18 protein-coding genes and 3 tRNA genes are annotated in these 22,811 nt (G+C 44.6%); 17 read left to right on the forward strand and 4 right to left on the reverse strand.

Annotated features, from left to right (window positions below):
- Nucleotides 1-99 precede the first annotated feature (99 nt).
- From ACK28X_RS00615 to ACK28X_RS00665, 11 genes are all read left to right on the forward strand, one after another.
- A complete protein-coding gene (locus ACK28X_RS00615; RefSeq protein ID WP_412057778.1) occupies nucleotides 100-627 on the forward strand; it encodes a cysteine hydrolase in 528 nt (175 codons plus the stop codon).
- 87 nt (nucleotides 628-714) lie between these two features.
- Nucleotides 715-1,335, forward strand: a complete 621-nt coding sequence (locus ACK28X_RS00620; protein ID WP_412057779.1) for a TetR/AcrR family transcriptional regulator — start codon at nucleotides 715-717, stop codon at nucleotides 1,333-1,335.
- A 39-nt stretch (nucleotides 1,336-1,374) separates the two neighbouring features.
- On the forward strand, nucleotides 1,375-2,394 hold the full coding sequence (ilvC, locus tag ACK28X_RS00625; RefSeq protein ID WP_412057780.1) for a ketol-acid reductoisomerase: 1,020 nt from the start codon (nucleotides 1,375-1,377) through the stop codon (nucleotides 2,392-2,394).
- A gap of 431 nt (nucleotides 2,395-2,825) precedes the next feature.
- Complete coding sequence (locus tag ACK28X_RS00630; protein WP_412057781.1) at nucleotides 2,826-3,956, forward strand: glycosyltransferase; 1,131 nt, start codon at nucleotides 2,826-2,828, stop codon at nucleotides 3,954-3,956.
- Between the two features lie 11 nt (nucleotides 3,957-3,967).
- A complete protein-coding gene (locus tag ACK28X_RS00635; RefSeq protein ID WP_412057782.1) occupies nucleotides 3,968-5,092 on the forward strand; it encodes a glycosyltransferase in 1,125 nt (374 codons plus the stop codon).
- 10 nt (nucleotides 5,093-5,102) lie between these two features.
- Nucleotides 5,103-6,161, forward strand: coding sequence for a hypothetical protein (locus ACK28X_RS00640; protein ID WP_412057783.1), 1,059 nt, complete (start codon nucleotides 5,103-5,105; stop codon nucleotides 6,159-6,161).
- The gene (locus tag ACK28X_RS00645) at nucleotides 6,151-6,993 is read left to right on the forward strand and encodes a glycosyltransferase family 2 protein (protein ID WP_412057784.1); all 843 of its coding nucleotides are present in this window, start codon (nucleotides 6,151-6,153) and stop codon (nucleotides 6,991-6,993) included. The genes ACK28X_RS00640 and ACK28X_RS00645 overlap by 11 nt, the downstream gene beginning before the upstream one ends.
- Before the next feature lie 167 nt (nucleotides 6,994-7,160).
- Nucleotides 7,161-7,700: a hypothetical protein gene (locus ACK28X_RS00650; RefSeq protein WP_412057785.1), complete on the forward strand. Its 540-nt coding sequence runs from the start codon at nucleotides 7,161-7,163 to the stop codon at nucleotides 7,698-7,700.
- Between the two features lie 63 nt (nucleotides 7,701-7,763).
- The gene (gene secD, locus ACK28X_RS00655) at nucleotides 7,764-10,304 is read left to right on the forward strand and encodes a protein translocase subunit SecD (RefSeq protein WP_412057786.1); all 2,541 of its coding nucleotides are present in this window, start codon (nucleotides 7,764-7,766) and stop codon (nucleotides 10,302-10,304) included.
- 125 nt (nucleotides 10,305-10,429) lie between these two features.
- On the forward strand, nucleotides 10,430-12,301 hold the full coding sequence (gene ybaL / locus ACK28X_RS00660) for a YbaL family putative K(+) efflux transporter (protein WP_412057787.1): 1,872 nt from the start codon (nucleotides 10,430-10,432) through the stop codon (nucleotides 12,299-12,301).
- A 6-nt stretch (nucleotides 12,302-12,307) separates the two neighbouring features.
- Nucleotides 12,308-13,261, forward strand: coding sequence for a lysylphosphatidylglycerol synthase transmembrane domain-containing protein (locus ACK28X_RS00665; RefSeq protein ID WP_412057788.1), 954 nt, complete (start codon nucleotides 12,308-12,310; stop codon nucleotides 13,259-13,261).
- Between the two features lie 72 nt (nucleotides 13,262-13,333).
- Here the strand turns inward: ACK28X_RS00665 and ACK28X_RS00670 are convergent, their stop codons facing one another.
- From ACK28X_RS00670 to ACK28X_RS00685, 4 genes are all read right to left on the reverse strand, one after another.
- The gene (locus tag ACK28X_RS00670; protein WP_412057789.1) at nucleotides 13,334-14,323 is read right to left on the reverse strand and encodes a dihydroneopterin aldolase; all 990 of its coding nucleotides are present in this window, start codon (nucleotides 14,321-14,323) and stop codon (nucleotides 13,334-13,336) included.
- 14 nt (nucleotides 14,324-14,337) lie between these two features.
- The gene (locus tag ACK28X_RS00675) at nucleotides 14,338-15,912 is read right to left on the reverse strand and encodes a TerC family protein (RefSeq protein ID WP_412057790.1); all 1,575 of its coding nucleotides are present in this window, start codon (nucleotides 15,910-15,912) and stop codon (nucleotides 14,338-14,340) included.
- Between the two features lie 419 nt (nucleotides 15,913-16,331).
- A tRNA-Leu gene (locus tag ACK28X_RS00680) sits at nucleotides 16,332-16,417 on the reverse strand.
- Nucleotides 16,418-16,530: 113 nt separating this feature from the next.
- On the reverse strand, nucleotides 16,531-17,475 hold the full coding sequence (locus ACK28X_RS00685) for a DMT family transporter (RefSeq protein ID WP_412057791.1): 945 nt from the start codon (nucleotides 17,473-17,475) through the stop codon (nucleotides 16,531-16,533).
- A 177-nt stretch (nucleotides 17,476-17,652) separates the two neighbouring features.
- Between ACK28X_RS00685 and ilvA the strand changes: the two genes are divergently transcribed.
- The 6 genes from ilvA (at nucleotide 17,653) to ACK28X_RS00715 (ending at nucleotide 22,781) form a co-directional block, all read left to right on the forward strand.
- Nucleotides 17,653-18,918, forward strand: a complete 1,266-nt coding sequence (gene ilvA, locus ACK28X_RS00690; protein ID WP_412058251.1) for a threonine ammonia-lyase IlvA — start codon at nucleotides 17,653-17,655, stop codon at nucleotides 18,916-18,918.
- Nucleotides 18,919-18,928: 10 nt separating this feature from the next.
- Nucleotides 18,929-19,447: a hypothetical protein gene (locus tag ACK28X_RS00695; RefSeq protein WP_412057792.1), complete on the forward strand. Its 519-nt coding sequence runs from the start codon at nucleotides 18,929-18,931 to the stop codon at nucleotides 19,445-19,447.
- A gap of 223 nt (nucleotides 19,448-19,670) precedes the next feature.
- On the forward strand, nucleotides 19,671-21,044 hold the full coding sequence (locus tag ACK28X_RS00700; protein ID WP_412057793.1) for a DEAD/DEAH box helicase: 1,374 nt from the start codon (nucleotides 19,671-19,673) through the stop codon (nucleotides 21,042-21,044).
- 268 nt (nucleotides 21,045-21,312) lie between these two features.
- A tRNA-Asn gene (locus tag ACK28X_RS00705) sits at nucleotides 21,313-21,387 on the forward strand.
- 220 nt (nucleotides 21,388-21,607) lie between these two features.
- Nucleotides 21,608-21,681: transfer RNA gene (locus ACK28X_RS00710), tRNA-Cys, on the forward strand.
- Between the two features lie 425 nt (nucleotides 21,682-22,106).
- Entirely contained in the window at nucleotides 22,107-22,781 is a 675-nt protein-coding gene (locus ACK28X_RS00715; protein WP_412057794.1) for a protein-L-isoaspartate O-methyltransferase family protein, read from the forward strand.
- The last annotated feature ends 30 nt before the right edge of the window (nucleotides 22,782-22,811 follow it).

Here is a 22,811-nt window from a genome sequence, read left to right on the forward strand (position 1 = left end):
TTTATTTAAAAAAAATAGTGATATATAGATACGTAATAGAAATATTATATCCTGCTATAAAATTAAATTCCTATCAAAAACATAGTAGAGAGATAGAGAATGGTTCAAAAAAATCTTGTTGTTATTGGTATGCAGCGGGAATATATAACGCGTTCTCGCCCCTTTTATATTGACTCTATCGAAGAGTCCCTTGAAAAAGCGCGCATGATGCTTTCTTATGCGCGCAAGCAGGGTTGGAATATTATTCATGTGCGCCATATAAAAGACGGACCGCTATTTGAGCGTGATTCTGAATATGCAGACTTCATTGATGGATTTACTCCCGTCATCGGTGAGTTTGAAGTCGTAAAATATAAGTATTCTTGTTTTTCTTGTTTAGAATTTTGTGAGATAGCACATGATTTTTTTGAAGATGAATTTTTGATAATCGGCTATGCTACGAATGCGTGTTGCTTAGCAACCATTATTGATGCTTATCACCGTGGTTATAAATTTGCTATCTTACGCGATGCAACCCACGCGCTAAAGGTGCATGGATTTTCAGAAGATGCTATGCATGAACACGCAATAGCTATTTCTGAACGTTTTGCTCGTGTGAGTGAGCTTTGTCTAGAAGTGAGCGAATAGGTAGTGGATATTGGGGCTTGTTATTTTGTATGTATTGTGTAAGAGTACCGTACGGTACCGTACTTATGCAACATGGTTTAGGATGATATGGGTGTAGAGCTTGCAGAACTAACAGTGCGGCAAAAAGAGGTGCTAGAAGGGGCGTTGGGGCTTTTAGTGGCGGCTGATGAAGCTTTGACGACTGAGAATATCGCGCGTGCAGCGCGTTGTTCTAAGGAAACCTTGTATAAATGGTTTGGAGATCGGGATGGCCTATTGGAGGCTATGGTTCGGTGGCAAGCATCAAAAGTGCGTATTACCCCTTTGAAACGGCAAGCACTGAATGCGGATTCGTTATTTTTTTGTTTGAAGCATTTTGCTTATGATTGGTTATTGGTTTTATCTTCCCCTACTTCCATTGCCTTAAATCGTTTGGCTGTAAGCCATGCACGTTCGAATCAATCGCGATTAGGTGAAATTGTCTTACAGAATGGGCCTTTTGCTATGGCAAAACGTTTAATTCCAGTATTAGAATTGGGGCGCGAGGCAGGTCTATTGGCCTTTGAGAAAAGCGAAGAAACTTTTCGCTGTTTTTTTGGTTTGGTGGTTGGTGATATGCAAATATGTAAACTATTAGGCGCGGTTTTTTCTCTTGATGAAACACAGATCGGCGCCCGCGCCCACCTTGCTACACAACAATTTTTCGCTCTTTATGGCGTTAAAATATAATTTAATATACTATCGAATACAATATTAAAGGAGAATAACATGCGTGTTTATTATGATCGTGATGCTGATGTGAATTTGATCAAGTCAAAAAAAGTAGTGATTATTGGCTATGGCTCGCAGGGGCGGGCTCATGCGCTTAATTTGCGCGATTCTGGAGTGGCGGCTTTGAAGATCGCTCTTCGTGATGGTTCGGGATCTATTACCAAGGCAAAGGCTGATGGATTCGAGGTAGTGAGCGTTAAGGAAGGTGCCGCGTGGGCTGATCTTATTATGATGGCAACTCCTGACGAATTGCAGGCAGATATTTATAAAGATCATATTCAAGAAAATTTACGCGATGGGGCGGCAATTGCTTTTGCTCATGGGTTGAATGTTCATTTTGGCTTAATTGAAGCGCGCAAAAGTGTGGATGTGGTGATGATCGCCCCCAAAGGGCCTGGACACACTGTGCGTAGCGAATATGAGCGTGGCGGTGGCGTGCCTTGCCTTATCGCTGTTGATCAAGATGCTTCTGGTCATGCGCATGCGTTGGCTTTGTCTTACGCGTGCGGGGTGGGGGGCGGCCGCTCTGGCGTTATTGAGACAAGTTTTAAAGAAGAGTGTGAAACTGATCTGTTTGGCGAGCAGGCGGTGCTTTGTGGCGGTTTGGTTGAGTTAATCCGCGCTGGTTTTGAAACTTTGGTGGAAGCAGGCTATGCTCCTGAAATGGCTTACTTTGAATGTTTGCATGAAGTAAAATTGATTGTCGATTTGATTTATGAGGGCGGTATTGCCAATATGAATTATTCTATCTCTAATACCGCGGAATGGGGAGAATATATGTCAGGCCCTCGCGTGGTTACGGCAGAAACGAAAACAGAAATGAAGCGGATTTTGCACGATATCCAAACGGGGAAATTTACTACTGAATGGATCCAAGAATATAGAGCGGGAGGCGCGCGCTTTAAGGGCATTCGTCGTTTAAACGATGCGCATCCTATTGAACAAGTAGGTGAAAAATTGCGCGCTATGATGCCGTGGATTAAATCCAATGCCTTGGTTGATAAGGCGCGCAATTAAGGCGTGCGGTTTAACCTAATGCGTCCCCGCTTGGGTTGGTTTGGGCGCTACAAAATATAAAGGGCTACGGCTTTCGTAGCCCTTTATTAAATTTATTTAGCGCGAATGCTTTGCTGCATTTGCGCGTTTTCTAAGCATAAATTTGTTTTATTATCTTGCGCCGCCTATGTTGGGGCGGTTTTTTATTGCGCATTAGTGGCTGTTTTTTCATTATATCTTATGGTTATCACCGGGTGAAGGGTTAGGGAACCAAAGCGTTTGCCTTACGTTTAGAGAGCGGGATTGTCTCATCAAGACTGGAGATTTTTGTGGTGTCTTTACCTTTTAAAAGGCGATGTAGTCTGTCGGCTCATTGCTATGAAATTATTAGAAATATGCCCTATTGTGCTCGAATCAATCATTGGTTGCCGGCGCCCCATCGCTTTACTTGTATGCCAGACTATATGGTTATTATCCCTGCGCAGAATGAGGAGGAGCGGATTGAGGCTTGTTTGGAGGCGTGTTATGAAGCGATGCGCAATGTAGAGCAAGCTGGGCGCATTTTATTGGTAGTGAATAACTCCACTGATGCCACGCGGGAAAGGGCGCGTAATTGGGTAGAGCAACATACCATTGCTCTTGATATTTTAGATATTGAACTGCCGTCTTCAAAAGTTTCAGCTAGCATGGCCCGCGCGCTTGGCTTTGATGTGGCTATGACAAGTCTTGGGCCTCGCGGGCTCTTATTGACTACGGATGCCGATAGTATCGTCGATGCTTTATGGATTAAGAGTCATTTGGCAGCCGCGCGGCGCGGGGTGGGTGTGGTGTGTGGAAAAATTGCTTATGATAAGGCGGAGACTGCACTTTTGCCTACTTGGCTTTTATACAGACAAGCCGTTGAGGAGGATTATGCCCATCTTTCCCGCGCGCTTATTTGTGCATTAGATCCCGATCCTGCAAATCCGTGGCCTCACCATGGGGATGAGTCGGCAGCGAACATGGCAATTACCTCCCAAGCTTTAGAGCAAATTGGCGGTGCGCCCCGCTTACATGAAGGCGGGGCTATCGCTTTAGTGCAGCGAGCAATGCAACATGATTTGACGGTGTTTTATTGTGCACAATCTAAGGTAACGGTCTCCATGCGTCTTAAAGGGAGAGATAAAGGCGGGATGGCCGCGGCTCTTACAGCCCGATTGCATGAAGATGATTATTATTGCGAAAGACGTTTGGAAAACGTTCCTATGTTGATACGGCGCTATCGATCACGGCATATTTTGCGTTCCTTTATAAAGAACGAGCAGGATTGCGAGCACTTATTACTACGCTTTGGTCTTTCTCCTTCGCAATGCCGCCATGCATTACATCATTATAGTTTTGGGGCAATGTGGTTTTATATCGAAGAGCATAGTTCTTTCTTAAGCTATGTTCCTTTGCGCTTTAGCGCTTTGCAAGCAGAATTACCACGGCTTATTCTGGCGGTAGAAAGTCAAGCTAAGGCGCTGGGGATGCAAGAGCGCTTCTGCCCAAACATTCAGGGACGGGCGAGACGACAGGCACCGATTGCAGCTTTTGCTTCGTAATGAGGTATGAGATGAAGTCGCTCAATATTGGGATTATCTCCCATTTGAAATACCCCATTCGCGAGCCTTTTTCTGGAGGGCTTGAGATGCATACTTATATGCTAGCCGAGGGGTTGCGAGCCCGAGGCCATAGGGTGACTTTATTCGCTGCTGATCAAAGCGATGCTTCTTTGGGGGTGGAGCCGATTTGCGCGGCTACTGCTCTTGCGGCGGTGGGGACTGATGAAGCACGCGATGTGAGTTTTTTCCAAGAGCATCATGCTTATTTGAGCTTGATGCAAAGGTTGCGCTATAGTGATTTTGATCTGATTCACAATAATTCGTTGCACTATCTTCCTGTTTCACTAGCAGATCTTTTGCCGATGCCAATGGTGACAACGCTGCACACGCCGCCCTTTTGTTGGCTAGAAAGCGGTTTCGTGTGTGAGAAGGGGCACAATAATACTACTGTCGCTATTTCTAAAACCGTGGCTCATTTGTGGGCGCGGGTGATGAAAGTTGATGAGATTATACTGAATGGGATTGATCTTGGGCAATTCGCCTACCACAATGAGGCTGAGGCACCCGTCTATGCCATTTGGTATGGGCGGATTGTTCCTGAAAAGGGGCTACATTATGCTTTGGACGCTGCCCACTTGGCGGGTATTCCTTTAAAAATTGCTGGGCCGGTGTCGGATCAAGTTTATTTTGCTCATGAAATTGCTCCTCGATTTACTCGTTTTTCTGATACTTGTGAGTATCTAGGCCATGTGGAGCACGCTCAGCTAGCAACTCTGATTGGGGGTGCATCGGTGAGTTTGTGCACACCCTGCTGGGAGGAACCCTACGGATTAGTGGTTGTAGAATCTTTGGCAGCAGGAGTCCCAGTAGCAGGTTTTTCGCGTGGGGCTTTACCAGAATTGATTGATGAGCAAAGTGGAGCACTGGCTACACCCGATAGCGCTATCGCTTTGCAAAAGGCTATAGAGCGGGCTATGAAATGCACGCGCGCCGCGTGCCGCGCGCGTGCCGAAGCTGTGGCCGATAAGCAAGTCATGCTTGATCATTATGAAGCGCTTTATCGGCGTTTGGTTTTTGCTTCATCAACCTTTGCTGAGCGTAAAATTAAGTCTTCTTTTGGAAATGAAAGGGTATAAGGGGAAACAGATGGCGAATTCGATTGGCATTTATGTGCATCATCACGGCGATGGGCATCTGCAAAGAGCTCTAGCCATTGCGCATCAAGCCCCTGATTGTTTCACGCTTTTGGGTAGTGGTCTGCGGGGGCGTACGGGTACGATTGCTTGCGTGGATCTGCCCGATGATGGACCAAGCCATGGCCCCGCGCAAATGCCCACGTCGCTTCATCCAGCCCTTCATTATGCGCCAGTTTATCACGAAGCCGTACGAAAAAGAAACCAATTGATTGTGAGCTGGATTGAAGCCACAAAACCTCTTTTGCTTTTGGTTGATGTCTCGGTGGAGATAGCGGTTTTGGCGCAATTATGCGCAACACCTTTTGTTTATACTCGCTTGTCTGGGCGGCGGGATGATAAAGCTCATCATTATATTTTTAAAGCTGCAGAAGCATTGTTTTGTCCGTTTCATGTTGCGCTTGATAGCCCTCAGACTCCACATTGGGTGCGGGCAAAGACAAAGTATTTTGCAGGGCTAAGTAAAGCTCCACCACCTCAAAAATGCCAAGAGAAAAATTTGGTTTTTGTAGTGGGTCGGGGCGGCCATACTATAGCGCCAACTCAATGGTTAGAGCTTGCCAAGCAACTAGATGATTGGCAAATTGATGTTTTAGGTCCCGTGCATCCTCAAAGGGGCGGGCCGAATAATTTGACTTTTCATGGCTGGGTGAATGACCCCACTGCTTACATGGCTCGTGCACAAGTGGTTGCTGGCCCATGTGGTGATGGACTTTTATCTGATGTTTGTGCTTTAGGAAAACCCTTTATTGCTTTACCACAGAGGCGCCCTTATGAAGAGCAGCTTGACAAGGCTCGCCAATTAGCCGCACGCGGAGCTGCTGTCGTCTGCGAAGTATGGCCGCAGGTTTGGCGTCATGTGGTGTCACGCGCTTTGCAATTGGGCAATGTGCTTTCTTGTTTTTATGATGATCGCGCTGCTCATGAAGCTGCGGATTATTTGCTTTATCTTGCCCATCATCGCAGCGTTGCTACTGGTTGGACGAAGCAGGGGGTAGCCTATGTCTATTAGTGTCCTGACCTTAAATAAAAATAGGCATGATCACTTAAACAACCTTATTATAGGGTTAGAACGTAATTCTGAAAAGCCTTATGAACTGATTATTGTCGAAATGAGTGATCCCTGTGAGGAGAGAGACTTTGCGGATGGGATTTTAGCCCAAGCTTCCTTTCCTATAAATATTGTGCCATTCGCAAGTCAAGGCTTGCCTTTAAGTGCGGCACGCAACTTGGCTGCTGCCCAGGCCGGAGCAGAAAAATTATTATTTTTAGATGTGGATTGTATTGCCTGCGAACATTTTATTGTAACAATGGAGCGGCTGATTAGCAATGAGGGGGTTATCATCAGCCCTATGGTTTACTACCTACCAGAGCGGCAAACTTTGCACGTTTGGTCTGAGGCAGATTTGTTAGCGTCTGGTACACCCCATGAAGCGCGTTCCTTTCCGAGGCAGGGTTTGCGTTTGGAAACAAATCCTGGTTTATTTTGGTCGCTTGCTTTTGGGCTTTATCGGAAGACTTTTGCTAATATTGGGGGGTTTTGCGAAGCGTATCAAGGCTATGGTGGGGAGGATACGGATTTTGGCTACCAAGCCGCCGATCAAGGAGTCGATCATTATTTGACCAGCGAATGTTATGTTTTTCACCAATATCACCCTACTTATGACCCCCCATTTAATCATTTTGATGCGATTATTGCTAACGCACAAACTTTTTTTCGTCGGTGGCAACGTTGGCCTATGGAAGGCTGGTTACAGGCATTTGCGGCGCAAGGGTTCATCGACTGGCGAGGGGACGATATTATAGTTTTGGCACGGCCTACATCTATAAATAATAACCAATAAAAATACAGAAAAGCTTTCAATTTCACGCTTATGTTTAATTTAAATTTTTATAAGGAATTATTTATATTGTTTACTTTGTAGGCTTTAATATAAACCTTATTGGAATTGCCATATTCTGCTGATCCTGCTAAGAGTGAAGGATGTAATGGGCAGGAGACTAGGGTATTATGAATGCTTCGCGACGAGAACATAAAAAAGGAGCGGCACTTTTGAGTTGGGTGTTACTTTTTGTTGCGAGCTTTACATTTTTCTTTAGCACTTTTTCAAGTGAGATCAGCGGGGAGCTTGGTGGACAAAGTATGAGCGCCGTTCATGATGATGAGAACGGACACTCATATGGTTCTATGGCAATTTTTGAAGTGGTTAGAGCAAGATGGCCTTCCCACGCGTACACACACACCGGCAACGTCCAGGAAAGCACAAGTGTCCTTCATCAAGGCAGCGCCGTTTTCCAGCGTCAGCACGTACGAATTTCTTTATTTACGAATCTATGGGAAAGTGCGTGGCGGGGCGCTTATGTTTTTTTTGGAAAAGGTTCCAAGGTCTTTTTGTTTCTCCCCTTCTTAATGATAGGGGCTACGACTCTTTATATTTGGGTATATGTCCTGGGTGCCTTGTGTTTTTCTATTTGTTTGTCATCTTTTCAAAGGCTTTGTATTAGCCAGCCTCGACTGCGTGGACCACCTGTTTTTTCTGATAGCTTCTAATTTCAGCCCTTAGTGATGGAGCACCTTTTTTAGATAAAGGTGTGGTTTTTTTTGGAATATCTGATGCGTACATCTCGCGGTTTAACTTTTTTATACTTTTTGATTCTTTTGGCAGGGATTTATATTGCTTTGCCTAATCTTTTCTCAAAGGAACAATTAGCGAATGAGTTTCGTTTTTTACCTAATACCCATGTCACGCTTGGGCTTGATTTGCAGGGGGGGTCTTCTCTTGTTTTGGAGGTAGATAGTAAAGCTTTAAAACGTGATCAATTGCGGATGCTGTTGGATAATGTACGGGCAAAATTGCGTCAAGAAAGAATTGCTACCACTAGCGTGCGGATGGTAGGCGATGCAGTGATGGCTTCTATTCCCGATGCGGCTCAGCGTGAAAATGCGCTGGGGCTTTTAGGAAGCTTAGCAACCCGCGTAGTTCACAATCTTGCGCCAAGTAATAATATTGAGGTTAGTTTACAGAAGGATGGAGTGCGGGTAGCTTTAACGGAAGCAGGCTTGCTTTATTATGTGAGCAATGCTGTGGATCAGAGCATTGAAATAATTCGTAGACGGGTTGACCAAGTGGGAATTGCCGAGCCCTCTATCCAAAAAGTGGGTGTTGATCGCATTTCCGTAGACCTGCCAGGACTCGAAGATCCTAAACAATTGCGAGCCTTATTGGGGACAACTGCTAAGATGACTTTCCATTTGGTGCCTACCAATGTGGATATGAATAATCCACCGGCGGGCGTATCTATTGTGCCTGGATATACCGACCCTACTCAACGTTTTGCAATTTATGATCAAGTGGAGCTTGATGGCGATGTGTTAACTGATGCCCGCCAAGAATTTAATCCACAAGTACCTGGCCAGCCGATTATATCATTTAAATTGAATTCAATCGGGGCGAAAGCTTTTGCAGAAATTACGCGTACTAATATTGGGCGGCCTTTTGCAATTGTTTTGGACAATAAAGTTTTGACAGCGCCCGTCATCCAAGGGGTGATCCCTAATGGTCAGGGGCAGATTACTGGGCGCTTTGATACCAAAGAAGCATCAACGCTTGCCGCGTTGTTACGGGCTGGTGCTTTACCTGCTCCGCTTACTGTAATTGAAGAGCGCAGTGTTGGCCCTGATCTGGGAGCAGATGCGATTAAAATGGGGCTCTATACGGGAGTTGCTGGGTTTGTTTTAGTTGCTTTATTTATTTTCTTCCTTTACGGCCTATGGGGGATTATCGCCGATTTAGCTTTAGCTTTGCATATGATTTTGACCTTTGCTGCTTTGAGTTTATTAGGCGCAACCTTAACCTTGCCGGGGATTGCTGGGATTATCTTGGGGATTGGGATTGCGGTGGATGCCAATATTTTGATCAATGAACGGATCCGTGAAGAAAGCCGCAAAGGAATGGGGGCATTAGCTGCGATTGACCGCGGTTTCAAACAGGCCTTTGCTACAATTATTGATGCGAACGTCACGGCAATTATCGCTACTATTTTACTTTATTATTTTGGAACGGGGCCAGTACGGGGCTTTGCAGTAACTATGGCGTTGGGAATTGTAATCTCGATGTTTACCGATGTGACGATTGTGCGCATCATTATGGTCTGGGTGGTTCGGCGCTGGAAAATTAAGAATTTGAAAATTCAACCATTTTTGCATTTTTTGCCGCAAAACACTAATTTTCGCTTTATGAATGCGCGCTTTTTAGGCATTGGATTTTCATTGATCTTATCTATTGCTTCGCTTGTATTGTTTTTTAAGCCGGGACTTAATTTTGGTATTGACTTTATCGGGGGTAGCCAAGTCGAGGTAAATATGAAGGCGCCCGCAAATATGGCGCAATTGCGTGCTAAGCTTGCTAGTCTTGGGATAGGCGAGGTAACATTGCAAAACGTTGATGATCAGAATTCTGTAATGATCCGTGTTCAGCAACAGCCTGGTGGCGAGGCGGCTCAGACTATCGCTATGGAAAAAGTGAAAACTGCGGTGTCTTCTCTTAACTCTGATGCAACCTTTGCTCAAACGCAAGTCGTGGGACCTAAAGTTTCGGGCGAGCTTGCTAAAGCGGGTTTTACCGCGGTGATCCTTTCCGCCCTTGCTATGGCGATTTACATTTGGTGGCGCTTTGAATGGTTTTTTGCGGTAGGCGCTATTGTGACTTTGATTCTTGATACTACAAAGATGGTGGGTTTCTTTGCGCTATTTCAGCTTGATTTTAACCTAACCGCTATTGCCGCTCTTCTAACGATTGTTGGTTATTCTGTGAATGATAAAGTGGTAGTCTATGATCGAATGCGGGAAAATATGCGTCTTTACAAAAAGATGCCGCTGCGTGAATTGATTGACTTATCAATTAATCAGGTTTTAGTGCGCTGTCTTTTTACTTCTGTAACAACCCTTTTAGCAATGTTGCCCATGGCATTATGGGGCGGGAGTGCGGTGCATAATTTTGCTGTTCCTATGGTGGTGGGGATTGTGATTGCTACCTCATCGTCGATATTTATAGCTGCACCAATCCTGCTTTTCTTAGGTGATTGGTGGCAAAAACATAATAAAGGGCACGCAAGCGCTATCGGTGAAAAAAATGTCTCTACACCCTTGCCTTAAAGGCAAGAAGCCTTCATCCTATAGTTGCTGAGATAGAGCGATAACTGATTTATAGAGCAGAGTTGCTTTAATACGATGATTTTTAAAGAAATCAAAGCGATGCACTGATACATACGAGGCTAGCCATGACCCACGATGCACCCCTGATCACGACAATTGTTGTGGGTTTATGTTTGGCATTTTTATTTGGCATTATTGCCAATCGGCTTCGTATTTCTCCTCTTGTTGGTTATCTTTTGGCTGGTGTTATTGTTGGCCCCCATACTGGTGGTTTTAATGCAGATCCGGCGTTAACGAACCAATTAGCCGAGATTGGGGTAATTTTGCTTATGTTTGGGGTAGGGTTACACTTCTCTCTCAAAGATCTTTTATCAGTTAAAGCCATTGCCGTGCCTGGCGCGTTAGGCCAGATGGTTTTTGCTACTCTATTAGGTGCTGGGCTTGGGTGGTTGGCAGGCTGGGATATAGGTGCCGCGCTAGTGTTTGGCCTTGCTTTATCTACGGCGAGTACAGTGGTTTTATTGCGTTCTATGCAAGAGCGTCGCCTGCTTGAAACAGGCCGCGGCCGTATCGCGGTGGGTTGGTTGATTGTTGAAGATTTGGCTATGGTTTTGGTTCTAGTTTTGGTACCAGCCCTCGCCGGTGCATTTTCTACCGATCCTATCGTTAATTGGTTGCAGCTAGGCTTGTGGGGCGTTATTGGGCTTACGATTTTTAAAATCGTTCTTTTTTGCCTCCTTATGCTGGTAGTGGGGCGGCGGGTTATTCCTTGGCTATTGAAGATCACCGCTCAATCAGGGTCGCGAGAGCTTTTTCGGCTCGGGGTTTTAGCTATCGCCTTGGGCGTGGCTTTTGGAGCAGCTCAGCTTTTTGATGTATCTTTGGCTTTGGGTGCATTTTTTGCTGGTATGATTATGAGTGAATCGGAATTAAGTCATCGCGCTGCAGAAGAGTCTCTTCCCTTGCGCGATGCTTTTGCCGTTTTGTTTTTTGTGTCGGTGGGGATGTTATTTGATCCTATCAAGCTGTTTGACAATTTCTTTCTTTTATTGGCCACTTTATTTATCATTATTATTGGAAAGTCGGCGGCGGCTTATTTGATTGTCAGAGCCTTCCGCTATCCTAATAGCACTGCGTTGACTATTTCGGCGAGCCTTGCGCAAATTGGAGAGTTTTCGTTTATTTTGGTAGGGATAGGTAGTAGTCTTGGTTTATTAGGTGCTGAGGCACGTGATTTGATCGTTGGTGGGGCTATTCTTTCAATTTTGTTAAATCCTATAGTATTTGTGGTGGCGGACGCTTTGCATCAATATTTTGAACGTTCCGCGTATCCACCCCTTGGGGGGCAGGATACGATTGATATTATGCCTTCTGTCTCTGATGAAAAGGCACGGAGTTTGCAAATAGATCATACAATTCTGATAGGTTATGGGCGTATTGGTAAAAAGGTAGCGCGGGCTTTGCAACAAAAAGGTGAGCCATTGGTTGTGATTGAAGAAGCAAGCCGTTTCGCTGATCAGGCTGAAGGTGATGGGCTTGAGGTCATTCGTGGTAATGCGATCAATCAAGATGTGATGGAAGCGGCAAATGTGCACAAGGCTCATCAAGTGGTAATCGCCATGCGTAGTATTATTGAAGCGGGGCAAGTGGTAGCTCAGGCACGGCATTTGAAAAGCAATCTTAAAATTATTGCGCATGCTTTGGCCGATGCTGAAACCGCTTATTTGATTGATTTGGGAGCGGATATCGTGGTAACAGATGCCGACGAGATTGCCAATGGTATGATAGAATATCTTGCTGGTTTAAGGCCTATTTCTAAGGAAGATCTGAGCCTTTTTTCCAAAGAAGAAGTAGAAAATATTCTATCAATGCAAGACGAGCAAACAAAGGAGGAGAGGCGCGAGGCGGAAGTGGTGTCCACGGAGCTTGCGGTGCCAGCTGAAGCTAATGGAGACTTCGAGGACGGCACTGCGACTGAGCAGAGAAAAAGCGAGTAATCGGGCGTGAAGATCAAAAAACTTATATGGCCTCTTATCGGTATTATCGCAATGCTGATATCGATTCGCATTCTATATATTAAGCTTGCTGCGATTTCTTTTTCTGATGTGTTGGAGCGCATGCAAGCTTTGGATGCCCACCATTGGCTTTTGGCGTGTTTCTTTGCAGCCCTCGCTTATGCCGCCTTAGCAGGATATGATCGAATTGCTTTACAACACCTAGGACATAAAATTTCTTGGATTTTTATTGCTGTGTGCTCTTTTACAACCTACGCGCTCTCTCATAACATTGGCGCTTCGGTTTTTTCAGGCGCAGTGGTACGTTATCGTGCTTATAGTAAGAAGGGACTAACTGGCCAAGAAGTAGCGGTTTTAGTGGGATTCTGTTCTTTTACCTTTGTGATTGGAACTATTCTTCTTTCTGGTATTGTTTTGGTTGCTCGCCCTAATTTGATTAGGTTAGTGCATGCAGACATTCCCGAATGGGTGAGTCTGGTTCTAGGCGTTTTAATGCTGGCTTTTGTCGCTCTTTATATATTTGGCAGTTGGCTGCAATTACGGCCTTTACGTATTGGTAAAAAATTTCAGATCTCCTATCCGAATTTGCGGATTGTGGCTCAACAATTGGTGGTGGGACCTTTAGAGATTTTGGGAGCTGCGGGCATTATTTATGCAGTTTTGCCTGTGGTCGGCAACCCAGGATTCCTCACCATATTAGGAGTGTTTTTAGCCTCTTTTACTGCAACGCTTTTATCTAATGCGCCTGCTGGGGGGGTGGGCGTTTTGGAAGCTTTATTTATGGCGGGTCTTCCCTATATGAACCGCGCAGATGTGATTGTAGCTTTGATCATTTTTCGGCTTTTATATCTCATTATTCCTTTGGTTATTTCTCTATTTTTTGTAGCATTATTTGAAATTAACCAATATAGGGCGCGCCACTCACGCGCATCGGCGGATTAGTGTTAGGAAAGCAGGCCAGAAGAGTAGCCAGCTGGAAGGCCAATATCCCAAGCTAGGTGCAAAAGTTGAATCTTAGTGCGGCGGCTGGATCGCGCTTTGATTAAATCGACGCCGACGAATTTCTATGCCTACCGCACCGGGGCCAAGATCAAGTTTTTCTACCCTTATAAGAGTCTGTTGGATTTGTGGATAGGTTAAAAGGAAGCCTGCAATACGTTCGGCTAAGTCTTCGACTAATACAATATGCCCTTGGCTAGCAAGAGTCCGGATGACGTCTAATATGATATCATACGAGAAGACGTGGTGCATATCCTTTGGAGGGGTGGTAGGGCGTACGATATCTACTACTACATTAAAACGTACCCTTTGTTTTTTACCATGTTCACTCTGATAGGCGCCTATTTCCATAGGTAAAATAAAATCTTCTACAATAAGTCGATCAGTAGCAGTTATGGTACTGGGCGGGTCTGTGTGTTGTGTTACGAGCGTTGTGAGCATATCGTTTGGAGGCCAAAATCCTAAAAAATTTGGCTGAAAAAGCAAAATACGTGGAATGTCTGGAGGTTCAAAATGTCCTATAAGACCTGCTTGTAAGTGATGAGCGCGACAGGCGCGGAAGAATTCGTGAAGGTCAAGAGGAGAGATATGCGTAAATAAAGCAGGATCCGATACAGTGTGGTAAAGCAAAAGGATGCGAAAATTGTGCTGGGCAAAGCTTTCTACTGCTTTTAGGTGAGCGGGACGAATGAGAGCGATGGCACGATTTGAGGGGAAGGTGAGCGCAGCTGGATTCTCAGTTGTTAACAGCCAAGCGAGTTCGTCCCATCCTTGGGGGTCGTATGTTTCTTCATAGGCAGCTAGGCTTTGGGCAAGCCATTTTTGTGTAGGCAGGTTTTTGTTTGGAAGGGAGTTGCAATCTATGGTGGAGGCGCTGGTGACGGGTTCAACTTTTGGCAGGGGTATCGTTTTATCGTCACTTATAAAGAGAACGGTAGAGGCCCCCGCTTGCGAGGCAAGGTGGAGGCTTTCTTGATCGCGCGCGAGGCTGATAGATTTTATCATAGGATCCTATAGTTTTAATCTAATATATTTTTTTTGTTGGAAATGGGGGAGATGAGTACTTTTCCAATATTGCGACGTTCCATTTCTGCAACCTTAAAATTAAGGCCTTCAGCTTCAAAACTTTCACCCTCCGTGGGGAGATGTCCAAAATGCCATAGCATATAGCCCGCAAGGGTGGTGTAGCGGTCGAGTTCATCGACAAGGTTGCGATCTAGGTGGCCGCTCAGGCGGCGAATATCGGCATAGCCTTCTACTAAGAGACCCCCATTTTCCAAGTGCTCAAGCACTACAGGCTCTTCATTTTCATCTGGGAAGTCGCCAGCGATGGCTTCTAGGATATCATTTGGGGTCGCAACTCCTTCAAAAGAACCATGTTCGTCAACAATTATGGCCATTTGGATGGGAGAATGGCGTAATTTTTCCATCAATTGTAAAACGCCAGTATTTTCATGAATGACTAAAGGCTGACGCATAGCTTTTTGCCAATTGATGGTTTTGTTTGACGCTAAGTTGAGTAAAAGATCCTTTACAGAAGCCACACCAACAAACTCATCAATTTTCTCACGTGCTAAGATGATACGGCTATGTTTGAAGTTTTGGATTTCTTTGCACATTTCTGTTTCTTCTGTTTCCAAGTCAAGCCATTCGATTTCATTACGTGGTGACATAATGGAGCGGACGGGACGATCAGCAAGATCAAGAACGCTACGAATCATTTGTTTTTCTTCTGGGTGGAAAACTTCACTGGCGGCCGCTTGTTCGGCGATGACATCGACTGTTTCTCGAAGGTTACCTTGTTTTTTGCCACCACCTAAAAGCCGCAAAACAGCGCTAGCGGTATGCTCGCGTAGGTCATGGGTAGTGATACGTTTTTCACGATTATGGCGGCCGATTTGGTTAAAGGCTTCAATAAGGATAGAAAAGCCAATGGCTGCATAGAGGTATCCTTTGGGGATGTGGAAGCCAAAGCCTTCGACAATTAGGCTGAAGCCGATCATCATTAAAAATCCAAGGCAAAGGATAACAACGGTGGGATGGCGATTGACAAAGCGCATAAGGGGCCCCGAACCCCACATCATGACCACCATAGCAATGATAACGGCGATATACATAATAGCCGTTTGATCTTTGGGGATGATACCTGTGGCCGTGATGATGCTATCAAGTGAGAAGACGGCATCTAATACAACAATTTGAACAATTACCTGCCAGAAGATAGCATAGCCTCCTATGCTCTCCCTATTGGGTTCTACTCCCTCTAGGCGCTCATGTAATTCTAGCGTTCCTTTTGCTAAAAGAAAGGCGCCTCCCACCAAGAGGATGATACTGTGATAGCTAAAATCAAGCTGACCAAGAGAAAAAAGCGCTTTATCAAGAGTTATCGCCCAGCCAATGATCATTAAGAGCCCAAGCCGCATAAGCAGTGCAAAGCTGAGTCCTGTGAGGCGTGCCTTTTCCCGTAAGGCAGGCGGGAGCTTGGCGGATAGGATCGCGATGAAAACTAGATTATCAATGCCTAAGATAATCTCTAAAAAGACTAAAGTAACAAGGCCGAGCCAGGCGTGCGGGTCGGCGAGCCATTCAAACATGAGAAAGCCTCAATGAGGATATAAGCATTAAGTGGTGACATGTTTTTTTAACGCTATAAGCCCTCGCCAAAGAATGAAAAGGAGTTACTATGAGACGATATAGGGTAATGGGCGGCGGCGTCTGTCTTGGATGAGAAGAAAAAAACCTATATTGAGAACCATACAATTTGGGACTACAAGAAGGCTCTTCAGAATTCTGATCGGGCATTATAGGAAAATATCCTTCGGTTAAGATTCTTTTAATTTAAGGCGCTTTTGGCGCTTACAACCAATATTATAATGGGGGGATTTTATTTTAAGATCAAGAGCTGGGATGATTTTCATCACATTTATTGGCTTTTTGCCAAAAATATGGGCGGCCAGCTTTTGCGTTTTAGTAATACCTGTAAATCAGTTTTTACGCTTACCTAGTAGAGTGGTGGTGCGGACGGCGGGACTCGAACCCGCATGGCCGAAGGCCGACAAGTTTTAAGCCTGTTATGTATACCAGTTTCATCACGTCCGCGACCCCCACTTCATAGGATAAATTATTCTATCAATCAACCCCCCAACAAAATTAAAATCGCTATGTTTGGCGAGCCATTGGCTAGGGGAGGTAAAGTTCCGCTCTTTGTAATTTTAGGCGGTAGTGGTTGGTATGGTTTTGCTCTGTTTTAGCGCGAGGGTACAGCCGAGGATGACGATAGAGGCACCGAGGATTTGTAGGGTAGAAAGGGTTTCACCGAGAGTAAGATATCCAATGATTGCGGTAGAAAGGGGAACCAATAATTGGGTTGTATAGAAAATGATCACGCTCTGGCTGGCCATGATGTAAAATGCAATTAAAATAGAGACGAAAACGCTATAAATTCCTGCAAGAGCCAAGCCGATAAGTAGATTTGTAGAGACATGAGTCAGTTCATGTATTACACCTGTTGTTATGCTTAAGCCTAGAAAGATGAAGCCAGCCAGAGTGGCTGCAGCGGTGGTAACGACGATGGTAGGGAGGTAGGTAGAAAGCTTTTTGACAATGAGGTTTTGTATAGTTTGGATGAGAAGGGATAAGGTTAGAAAAATATAGCCAATCCAGCCACCAAAGACGAGGCTTTGGACTATATTTGTCTTTTCTGTATGACCGCCTGCCATGAAAACAAAAGAGCCGATAATGGCGATGATGGCACCAAAGATAAAAAAGCGATTACTAACAACGCGGCGTTCGTCTTTATAAAAGATTGCTGCGATTAGGCTACCTATGGGCATGGCAAGAATACCGAAAACACTACCGGAGACAGCCGATGTATGTTTGAGACCACTCACAAAGAAAAAGAGATTGCCAGTCATGAAGATCGATAAAATCAAAAGGGCGAATATAAGCTTGTAATTTGCAAATAATTTTTTAAGCGTAGTTTTGAATTTTATCGTACATACAACGCATAAGCATAGACCGCTGCTAATAAAGCTGACAGCATTATTATTGAGCGGATCGAAATGGGTACTCATATAGCGCATAATGGGAAAGCCGAACCCCATAAGGACTATATATATGAGGCGAACCAAGTAGGCATTATGCGTTGCTGTTGGCATGGCCGTTTCCCCTATTAGGTTTGGGCTAGGCGGGCGCTTTTGATATGCTTCTGCATTATTATAGTATAGTTCGAGAATAAGGGCTAGACTTTTATACAAAAGTGAAGTGGGTGACAAAGCTTATTTTTATCGCTACAACAGGGGGGGAAGCGATTTTAAGGCTTTGAGGACGCGATGATGAGTGAATTTATTGAGGATGTTGAAAAAGCGGCGAAAGCTTTGCAGGTTCTTTTTTCTCCAACGCCTTTACAACGCAATGACTTTTTGAGTCAAAAATATCAAGCAGATATTTTTCTTAAAAGAGAAGATCTCACGCCTGTGCGGTCTTATAAAATCCGCGGGGCATTTAATTTTATTTCGCAAATGCTTGATGAAATAGCGGAGAATGCAGCTTTTGTTTGTGCTTCGGCAGGAAATCATGCTCAAGGGTTAGCTTTTATTTGTAACTATTTTCAGCGTCGTGGGGTTATTTTCATGCCTGTGACGACCCCACAACAAAAGATTGATAAAACCAAAGCATTTGGAGGGCCATTTATTGAAATTCGTTTGGTGGGCGATACGTTTGACCAATGCTATGAAGCAGCGCAAGCTTTTGTGGTAAAAGGTGGTGGAGTGATGGCGCCGCCTTTTGATAATATGCGTATTGTCACAGGGCAAGCGACGCTGATGCATGAAATCGTTGAACAATGGAAATCTATGGCATGCGAAGGAGAGCCGGATTTGATGATCGTCCCCGTGGGTGGTGGTGGGCTTGCTAGCGGAGTAACTCATTTTATTCGTAGCCTCGGCTGGGCAACAAAAATCCGTTTTGCTGAGCCAGCGGGCGCAGCAAGCCTTTTTGCTTGCTTGAATGAAGGACGGCGCTTGAAGCTTGATACTATTGATACTTTTGTTGACGGGGCGGCGGTGGCCGAGGTTGGAGCCTTGAATTTTGAGATGCTGAAGGGCTTTTCCCCTTTTGATGTTACGATTGTTCCTGAAAATCGTCTTTGCGTTACTATGTTGGAAATGCTGAACGTGGAAGGTGTGGTGCTGGAGCCTGCGGGCGGGCTTGCGATTGATGCATTGAAAAGTATTTCACCGCAAGACTTGAGGGGCAAGAAGATTGTGCTCATCGTGTCGGGCGGGAACTTTGATTTTGAGCGATTGCCTGATGTGAAAGAGCGCGCTTTACGCTTTCAGGGTTTGAAGAAATATTTCATTTTTCGCTTTCCACAACGCCCTGGTGCTTTGCGTGGTTTTTTAGAGCAGTTAGGGCCCGATGATGATATTGCCCGTTTTGAATATTTAAAAAAATCAGCGCGCAATTTTGGTTCAGTTCTTATTGCTATTGAGACAAAGGATCAGAAGAATTTTGTGCTTTTGGAAGAAAAGTTTCAAACCATGGGGTGGGCTTATCGCGATATTACTAATGATCAAGTGTTATTCGACTTTGTGATCTAGGAGGGCTACCATGTTTAGACGTTTGTTTCTGGGGTTCGTGATTTTATCTGTTTCTTTTTCGACTGCTTGGGCTGCAGCGCTCACCACGAACCAAAAGACGCAATTAACCGCTTTAGTTGTAGCTTTGAATAAAGCCAGCCAAGAGAATGACATAGAGAGAATTGCTCAGGTTATTCCTGTTCGTCTTTATCAAGAAATCGCAAGGCGGCTTCAGACAACGCCTGAGGTTTTAGAAAAAACATTCCAGCAAGAGCTAAGGAAGCAATTAGCAAATTTTGGTCCATTTTATTTAGATCCCATTCATATCACTTATGAACAGACGGAAACGGGTACGCCTTACGCTTTGGTTTCAGCCCATATAGAAACGCCAAAAACGGCTGTGGATTATAAGATTTTGGCCTTTATCGAAGATAATCAATGGCGGTTGGTTTTTGGCGGCAAGCAGACGCTTGCTAATCCGATTTTTGTAGAAATCTATCCTGGTTTTAGCCATGTTTTGTTGCCACAGGAAATTATCAAGCGTAAATAGGTGGTGGATTCACCTTAAATGTAGAAATATGTCGATTATGGTTGCTTTTTGTCGTGAATTCAGAGATAAGTTCTGGAATGCTTAAGCACGCGGTCTGTTACGACGCGCTATCGCCTCTTGCATTGGTGCCTAAGCAATGATCAATCCCTGCGCTTCCCCGATAATTACGGATATGTGCATTATATTAGGTTGCTCGCCTTGAGTGACTGAGAGAGAGTTTGCTTTGACACAAAATGTGCTAAATGCTTTTCAAGCTTTGGGCCTGCCCAGCTTGTTGGTGAATAATTTGACAAAAAATGCTATGACTATGGCAAAACCCATTCAAGAGCAGGCTATTCCTGTTTTGTTGAGTGATCAAGATGTTTTGGGCATCGCTCAGACCGGTTCAGGTAAGACGCTGGCATTTACGTTACCCTTACTTAGCAAAATTATCGCGATGGGCGATAAGCGGGTACCGAAATCAGCCCGAGCTTTGATTTTGGCTCCTACACGGGAATTGGCAGTACAGATTGAGGAAGCAATCCGTTTGGTTGCTAAGGGGGCTCATCTTTCTACTTGTTTGATTTTGGGTGGCGTATCACGTTTTACGCAGATTAAGCGTATGGCTGCGGGTGTGGATATTTTGATCGCTACCCCTGGTCGGTTGATGGATTTAATACGTGAAAAGGCAGTTGATTTATCCCATACACGCTTTTTGGTACTTGATGAAGCTGATCGTATGCTTGATATGGGTTTTATTAATGATGTGAAGGCTATTGCTAAACTCACCCATCCTGCACGCCAGACCGCACTTTTTTCGGCAACCATGCCTAATTCAATCGCGAAATTGGCTCAGAGCTTACTTAAAGATCCACAACGAATTTCGGTTGCTCCGCAAGGAACAACAGCGGGTGAGATCAGTCAAAAGATTTTTTCTGTGGCTATGCGGTCTAAAAAAGAGGCCTTAGCTAAACTTTTAACCAATCCACTCCTGTCTTGTGTGATCGTTTTTACGAGAACGAAACACGGAGCCGATTCCCTTACCTCTTTTTTAGAAAAAACGGGTTATCCCGTGGCGGCTATTCATGGCAATAAATCGCAAAATGCTCGACAAAGAGCGTTAAAGAGCTTCCGTGATGGTGGGGTGCGTGTTTTAGTAGCAACTGATATCGCAGCGCGTGGCATTGATATTGTAGGTATTAGTCATGTTATCAATTATGATTTGCCTGACGAGCCAGAAAATTATGTGCACCGTATTGGTCGTACGGGGCGCAATGGAGCAAGTGGTGAAGCACTGACCCTTTATGATGAAGCTCTAGAAAGGGCGCGGCTACGAGCGATTGAACGAGTCATTCGGATGAAATTGGTTCAAGAGGGCTTGCCACCGCAATTTGGTTCTTTGCCAGAGAAACCTGTAGATACTCGCACAAAAATGCAGCATTCTTCTAAAGAAAAGGAAGAAGGCTTAGGGGCGGCGAAACGACGTAAAAGACAAAAGCATAAACGTGAAGGGAAGGCGCAATTGCGTGCACCTGACCGGCCAGGTACGATAAAGAGTGGGAAACCCAAAAGATCGAAGGTGGGGGAAACACGTAAAGCAGCAAAAAGAGCAGCTTAATTCGCGACATCCAAAAGTTCTATGTTTTAAAGGCTGCCTTGGCAGCCTTTATTCGTTTAGTCTTGAGCGTTTTATGAGTAAATAGTCTAAGCAAGGCTCTGTTTATGGGGTGGCTGTAAATTTGTTTTAGGCAGGTGGGCTTTAGGACGGATAGTTTTATCAAGAAGAGTACTTGGTTTGAGAAAAAAAATCGTAAAAATACGATTTTCCCCTTTGCAAAGGGAGTTTCATTTGCTATAGCCAGCATCATTAAGCGTTTGAGCATTATTCCCCGGTAGCTCAGCGGTAGAGCAACCGGCTGTTAACCGGTTGGTCGCTGGTTCGAATCCGGCCCGGGGAGCCATTCTTTATATTTTCTTATAAGCGTGTTTAAAAAAGGACTAGTTAAGCGCAGGGCAAGGTATCTTTTTGCTCTGTTCTATCGCGTTGTAATCTTGGATTTAATAAATAGTTAGCAAAGTGTTTTACGCTCTTGACGAATGGCTCGGCTTGACTTATGCACGATAGTATTCTGAAAGCTTGCTTTGGGTGGGTGGTATTTACAGCAAGATTTTTTGGCATGAGGCCTCGTGGCGGAATGGTTACGCAGAGGACTGCAAATCCTTGTATCCCGGTTCGATTCCGGGCGAGGCCTCCACAATATGCGAAAATCAATAGATTATTAAAGTGTAAGTTATGTTTGTGTTTTTATGCCTTTATAGCTTTTGATATGATCGCTCCAAGGCTAGCTATGCGGGTTTTGTCACTGCTTAGATGATCTGGTGGCCGCTATGTATGAACGCGCTTGTTTTAATTTGGCTGCCCTTTTAACAAAGAAAAGTACAAAAGTAAGCGCGAAATTGACTGTTTTCCATAAGGCAGGCAATATTAAGCAATTGATTATTTATTTTTATAAAACGCCAATGATGTAAACTTGTGATTGACTGAAAGCGGGTTTTTTGTAACATCACTAACGGCTATCGCGGGTGGAGCGAAAATATATGGAGAGTGCCCGAGAGTTTGTTAGATTTTCGCTACGAATGCTGGGTTATGTCTGGGTATAAAGATAGAAGGAATCAGAGTATGGCTATAGACTTTGCAGAGCTTCGTCGCAAAATGGTTGATAATCAAATTCGTACCGTTGATGTAACTAAATTGCCTGTACTCGCTGCTTTTTTAAAAACCCCGCGGGAAGCTTTTACACCTCAACCTCTGAAAAGCTTGAGTTATTTAGATATAGATATTCAAATAAAAACGGGGCAGGGCGGAGCGCTTGGTCGCTATATGATGAGACCCGCCTCTTTAGCTAAGCTCTTACAAGCTGCTGATATCAAAATGAGCGATGCGGTTTTGATTATCGGTGCTAATAGTGGCTACGGCGCAGCGTTGATCTCTTATTTAGCGGCATCAGTTATTGCGCTGGAAAGTGAAACAGATCTTGCCGCCCAGAGTATTGAAACTTTAAAAGTACAACAATGTGATAATGTTGCCGTAGTAGAAGGCTCTCTTGATCAGGGTTACGCTAGCGAGGGTCCTTATGATTTAGTCTTTTTTGAGGGGGCAGTTGATTTTATTCCTGAAGCGATTTTTATGCAAATGAAAGATGGGGGAAGGATGATTTCTGTGGAGGGTCACGGTAATGCGGGTATTGCGCGTCTTTATGTGAAGGAAGGCGGCGTTGTAGCGGGGCAGCGTTTATTTAACCTTGCGGTACCGCCTTTGGTTGGCCTTTTGAATGCGTCAGAATTTGTCTTTTAGGCTTATTTAATCCGTTTTTGAGGTATTATA

Source organism: Bartonella sp. DGB2 (assembly GCF_046843095.1).
Taxonomy (GTDB): Bacteria; Pseudomonadota; Alphaproteobacteria; order Rhizobiales; family Rhizobiaceae; genus Bartonella.

Bases quoted from the DNA above. Each gene is read 5' to 3' on its own strand.
- ACK28X_RS00615 (WP_412057778.1), top strand. From the start codon at position 100: ATGGTTCAAAAAAATCTTGTTGTTATTGGTATGCAGCGGGAATATATA.
- ACK28X_RS00620 (WP_412057779.1), top strand. From the start codon at position 715: ATGGGTGTAGAGCTTGCAGAACTAACAGTGCGGCAAAAAGAGGTGCTA.
- ilvC (WP_412057780.1), top strand. From the start codon at position 1,375: ATGCGTGTTTATTATGATCGTGATGCTGATGTGAATTTGATCAAGTCA.
- ACK28X_RS00630 (WP_412057781.1), top strand. From the start codon at position 2,826: ATGCCAGACTATATGGTTATTATCCCTGCGCAGAATGAGGAGGAGCGG.
- ACK28X_RS00635 (WP_412057782.1), top strand. From the start codon at position 3,968: ATGAAGTCGCTCAATATTGGGATTATCTCCCATTTGAAATACCCCATT.
- ACK28X_RS00640 (WP_412057783.1), top strand. From the start codon at position 5,103: ATGGCGAATTCGATTGGCATTTATGTGCATCATCACGGCGATGGGCAT.
- ACK28X_RS00645 (WP_412057784.1), top strand. From the start codon at position 6,151: ATGTCTATTAGTGTCCTGACCTTAAATAAAAATAGGCATGATCACTTA.
- ACK28X_RS00650 (WP_412057785.1), top strand. From the start codon at position 7,161: ATGAATGCTTCGCGACGAGAACATAAAAAAGGAGCGGCACTTTTGAGT.
- secD (WP_412057786.1), top strand. From the start codon at position 7,764: ATGCGTACATCTCGCGGTTTAACTTTTTTATACTTTTTGATTCTTTTG.
- ybaL (WP_412057787.1), top strand. From the start codon at position 10,430: ATGACCCACGATGCACCCCTGATCACGACAATTGTTGTGGGTTTATGT.
- ACK28X_RS00670 (WP_412057789.1), bottom strand. From the start codon at position 14,323: ATGATAAAATCTATCAGCCTCGCGCGCGATCAAGAAAGCCTCCACCTT.
- ACK28X_RS00675 (WP_412057790.1), bottom strand. From the start codon at position 15,912: ATGTTTGAATGGCTCGCCGACCCGCACGCCTGGCTCGGCCTTGTTACT.
- ACK28X_RS00685 (WP_412057791.1), bottom strand. From the start codon at position 17,475: ATGCCAACAGCAACGCATAATGCCTACTTGGTTCGCCTCATATATATA.
- ilvA (WP_412058251.1), top strand. From the start codon at position 17,653: ATGAGTGAATTTATTGAGGATGTTGAAAAAGCGGCGAAAGCTTTGCAG.
- ACK28X_RS00695 (WP_412057792.1), top strand. From the start codon at position 18,929: ATGTTTAGACGTTTGTTTCTGGGGTTCGTGATTTTATCTGTTTCTTTT.
- ACK28X_RS00715 (WP_412057794.1), top strand. From the start codon at position 22,107: ATGGCTATAGACTTTGCAGAGCTTCGTCGCAAAATGGTTGATAATCAA.